Raw genomic sequence first — 4,079 nt, 5'->3', positions numbered from 1 at the left:
TCGCGGCCGCCGCCGGCCGCGGGCATGCGCACGCGCTGGCGTGCGGCGGCCAGGCAGCGCCATGCGCCGGATCGCCGTGCGGCGGTGATGGACCACCTCGCTCCCAGGAAACGCCCGTGACGACCAGCCACGCCGACAGCGCCGACAGCAAGTACCCGCACGACCGCGTCGTGTTCTTCAGCGATGCGGTCTTCGCCATCGCCATCACCCTGCTGGCGGTGGAAATCAAGGTGCCCGGACACGCCGAGGTCGCGGCGGCCGGCGGCATCCTCGCCGCCCTGCACCGGATGCTGCCGCTGTTCATCGGTTTCGCGGTCAGCTTTCTGGTCACCGCGCTGTTCTGGAAGTCGCACCTGCAGCTGTGCCGGCACATCCGCCAGTTCGACGACCGGCTGATCTGGCTCAACGTGCTGCAGTTGCTGCTGATCGGCCTGCTGCCGTTCTCCACCGCGCTGTACTCGGACTATTTCGGCAGCCACGAGGCGTTCTCGGTGTACTGCGCGCATCTGGCGGCGATCGGCCTGGCCGGGTACTGGCTGCATGCCTATGCGGTGCGCAAGGAAGGCCTGGCGCAGCGGCTGGGCCCGCTGCAGGCGCAGGCGATGAAGCTGCGCGCGGCGGTCTCGCCGGTGGTGTTCGCGTTATGCATCCCCGTGGGCATGGTGGCACCGTGGCTGGGCCGCTTCGGCTTCCTGGCGGTCTTCCTGCTGCAGTGGGGGGTGATGCGCGTGTACCAGCGCCGCATCCGCCAGGCCCAGGCGGCACCGGCACCGTGACCCTCCCTTTTCTAGAGTCCCTGCGATGACCTCCATACCCGAATCCTGCGACCTGCTGATCGAAGCCGGCTACGTGGTCCCGATCGAACCGCATGCGGTGGTGCTTGAAGACCACGCGGTGGCGGTGCGCGGCAGCGAGATCGTGGCGGTGCTGCCCACGGCCGAGGCGCGCACGCGCTTCGCCCCTGCGCGCACCGTCTCGCGTCCGGACGCGGCGCTGCTGCCGGGGCTGGTCAACGCGCATACGCACAATCCGATGACCCTGCTGCGCGGCATCGCCGACGACCTGCCGCTGATGGTGTGGCTGCAGCAGCACATCTGGCCGGTGGAGACCGCGGTGATCGGCCCGGAGTTCGTCGCCGACGGCACCGCGCTGGCCATCGCCGAGATGCTGCGCGGCGGCACCACCTGCGCCAACGAGAACTACTTCTTTGCCGACGTGCAGGCCGCGGTGTACAAGCAGCACGGCTTCCGCGCGCGGGTCGGCACGGTGATCATCGATTTCCCGACCGCCTGGGCCAAGACCTCCGACGAGTACTTCGCCCGCGCCTGCGAGGTGCACGACCAGTGGCGCGACGATCCGCTGGTCGGCATCGCCTTCGCCCCGCATGCGCCGTACACGGTCAACGACGCCAACTTCGAGCGGGTGCGGATGCTGTCCGACCAGCTCGAGGTGCCGGTGCACCTGCACACCCACGAGACCGCGCAGGAAATCGCCGACTCGCTCAAGCAGTACGGGCAGCGCCCGCTGGCGCGGCTGGACCGTCTGGGCCTGGTCAACGACCGCCTGATCGCGGTGCACATGACCCAGCTCACCGACGCCGAGATCCACCTGTGCGCCGAGCGCGGGGTCAGCGTGGTGCATTGCCCCGAATCCAACCTCAAGCTCGCCTCCGGCTTCTGCCCGGCCTGCGCGCTGCAGCGGGCGGGCGTGAACCTGGCGATCGGCACCGACGGCTGCGCCAGCAACAACGACCTGGACATGTTCAGCGAGAACCGCACCGCGGCGATCCTGGCCAAGGCCGTGGCCAACGACGCCACCGCGCTGGACGCGGCCAGCACGCTGCGTGCGGCCACCCTGGGCGGCGCGCGCGCGCTTGGCTTCGGCGAGACGATCGGCTCGATCGAGCCGGGCAAGCAGGCCGATCTGATCTGCGTGGACCTGTCGGCGCTGGAGACTCAGCCGCTGCACAACGTGCTGTCGCAACTGGTGTACGCCACCGGCCGGCAGCAGGTCAGCGACGTGTGGATCGCCGGCCAGCCCAAGCTCAGCCAGCGCGTGCTGGTGGACATGGATGTCGATGCGCTGGTCGCCAATGCGCGCGAGTGGCGCGAACGTATCCGCAGCGTCCACGCCTGATCCGCTATGTTCGCCGTGCCGCCCCGCGCGCGCGGCCCCAACGAGAGTTCGCCATGACCGCTTCCGCCGCCAACGCCTCCGCCAATTTCGATCAGGCCGAACTGGACAAGTTCGGCGCCCTGGCCACCCGCTGGTGGGATGCCGACGGCCCGCAGAAGCCGCTGCACGCGCTCAACCCGGTGCGTCTGCGCTACGTCGCCGAGCGTCTGCCGCTGCGCGGCGCGACGGTGCTGGACGTGGGTTGCGGCGGCGGCCTGCTCAGCGAGGCGCTGGCCAAGGAGGGCGCGCAGGTCACCGCGATCGACCTGGCACCGGAGCTGATCAAGGTCGCGCGGCTGCACCAGTTCGAATCCGGGGTCGAGGTCGACTACCGCGTGCAGTCGGTCGAGGACCTGGCGGCCGCACAACCGGGCAGCTTCGACGCCATCACCTGCATGGAGATGCTCGAGCACGTGCCCGATCCGGCGGCGATCGTGCGCGCCTGCGCAACCCTGCTCAAGCCGGGCGGACAGCTGTTCCTGTCCACCCTCAACCGCACCCCGGCCGCGTTCGCCCTGGCCATCGTCGGTGCCGAGTACGTGGCGCGGCTGCTGCCCACCGGCACCCATCGCTACCAGGACTTCATCAAGCCGGCGGAGCTGGCCGCCTGGTTGCGCCAGGCCGAACTGCAGCTGCGCGACGTCAGCGGCCTGGCTTACGAGCCGTGGCGCAATCGCGCGCGGCTGTCCTCGCGCACCGAGGTCAATTACCTGGCGTGTGCCGCAAAGCCGGGAATCGGGAATGGGGAATAGGGAAGCGCCGCTGCCGCGGCGAGGTTACCCGCGGGTGGTGCTGTTCGATCTGGATGGCACGCTGCTGGACAGTGCGCCGGATCTGCTGGCCGCGGCCAATGCGCTGCTGGCCGAGCATGGGCGTCCTGCGCTCGACCTGGCGCAGTTGCGGCCGGTGGTGTCGAAAGGCTCGCGGGCGATGCTCGGCGTCGCCTTTCCGGAACTGCCAGCGGCCGAACGCGATGCGCTTATTCCGGCGTTCCTGCGCCACTACGAGGCGCTGATCGGCCGTCATTCGCAGCCGTTCGATGGCATCGCGGAACTGCTGCAACGCCTGGAAGAGGCCGGCAGCGTGTGGGGCATCGTCACCAACAAGCCCGAGGCGCTGGCGCGGTTGATCCTGCCGCAGTTGCAGTGGCAGCAGCGCTGCGCGGTGCTGATCGGCGGCGACACACTGCCCGAGCGCAAGCCGCATCCGCTGCCGCTGCAGGTCGCCGCGCAGCGCCTGGGCGTGGCGCCGCAGGAAGTGGTCTACGTCGGCGACGACGAACGCGACATCCTCGCCGCGCGCGCCGCCGGCATGGCGTCGGTGGCGGTGCTGTGGGGTTACCGGCTGGACGAGGACGATCCGCTGGCCTGGCGCGCCGATGCGATGGTCGCCGCGCCGGCCGAGCTGTACGACGCCGCGGCCTGGCCGGTCAGCGCAGCCGCGTCCTGAAACCGGTGCTGTCGCCGCGTTGGCGGCGATGCTGCGACCGCGGTGTCTCCGCCTGCACGCCGCGCCGCTCGGCATCCATCGGTCGCGCACGTACACTGCGCGTTCTGCGCGGCAGCCGCGCTCGTTCTCCCATTGCGCGATGCCATCGGCGCGCGCGCCTGACCCCGGATTCACCGATCGCATGAGCAGTTCGTCCGCCCTGGATGCCTTCCTCGACAAATGGCGCCGCCGCTGGCCGGAATGGGCCGTGGCCGAGGCGTTCGTGCCGGCGCCGCAGCGCGCCCGCACCGTGGCCTGGTTCGCCCTGCTGCAGGAGTTCGACGACATCCTCAACATCGCCGGCGACCCGCTGCCGGCCGACGCCAAGCTGGCGTGGTGGGGCGAGGAACTGCGCAGTTGGTCCGGGCAGCGTTCGCGGCATCCGCTGGGCCGGGTGCTGGAGCCGGTGGCTGCGC

The 4,079-nt window shown here is 70.5% G+C and carries 5 protein-coding genes; all 5 read left to right on the top strand.

The window, feature by feature from the left end:
- Positions 1–116: 116 nt before the first annotated feature.
- Positions 117–776 carry a TMEM175 family protein gene (locus D588_RS0122740; RefSeq protein WP_017917629.1) on the top strand — a complete coding sequence of 220 codons (660 nt, stop codon included), beginning with the start codon at positions 117–119 and terminating at the stop codon, positions 774–776.
- 25 nt (positions 777–801) lie between these two features.
- On the top strand, positions 802–2,136 hold the full coding sequence (locus D588_RS0122735) for a TRZ/ATZ family hydrolase (protein ID WP_017914280.1): 1,335 nt from the start codon (positions 802–804) through the stop codon (positions 2,134–2,136).
- Positions 2,137–2,189: 53 nt separating this feature from the next.
- A complete protein-coding gene (gene ubiG, locus D588_RS0122730; protein WP_017917628.1) occupies positions 2,190–2,927 on the top strand; it encodes a bifunctional 2-polyprenyl-6-hydroxyphenol methylase/3-demethylubiquinol 3-O-methyltransferase UbiG in 738 nt (245 codons plus the stop codon).
- Positions 2,917–3,624: a phosphoglycolate phosphatase gene (locus D588_RS0122725; RefSeq protein WP_043086927.1), complete on the top strand. Its 708-nt coding sequence runs from the start codon at positions 2,917–2,919 to the stop codon at positions 3,622–3,624. The genes ubiG and D588_RS0122725 overlap by 11 nt, the downstream gene beginning before the upstream one ends.
- A 181-nt stretch (positions 3,625–3,805) precedes the next feature.
- The coding region (locus D588_RS0122720; protein WP_017917626.1) for a squalene/phytoene synthase family protein at positions 3,806–4,079 on the top strand (274 nt) is incomplete at its 3' end.

Origin of the sequence: Xanthomonas sp. SHU 308 (assembly GCF_000364645.1) — a bacterium.
GTDB classification, from domain to species: domain Bacteria; phylum Pseudomonadota; class Gammaproteobacteria; order Xanthomonadales; family Xanthomonadaceae; genus Xanthomonas_A; species Xanthomonas_A sontii.
Note: the sequence above shows the minus strand (reverse complement) of the source record. Positions and strands in the feature narration are given on the sequence as shown.

Excerpts from the sequence above, each read along its gene's own strand:
- D588_RS0122735 (WP_017914280.1), top strand. The coding sequence starts at position 802 with ATGACCTCCATACCCGAATCCTGCGACCTGCTGATCGAAGCCGGCTAC.
- ubiG (WP_017917628.1), top strand. The coding sequence starts at position 2,190 with ATGACCGCTTCCGCCGCCAACGCCTCCGCCAATTTCGATCAGGCCGAA.
- D588_RS0122725 (WP_043086927.1), top strand. The coding sequence starts at position 2,917 with ATGGGGAATAGGGAAGCGCCGCTGCCGCGGCGAGGTTACCCGCGGGTG.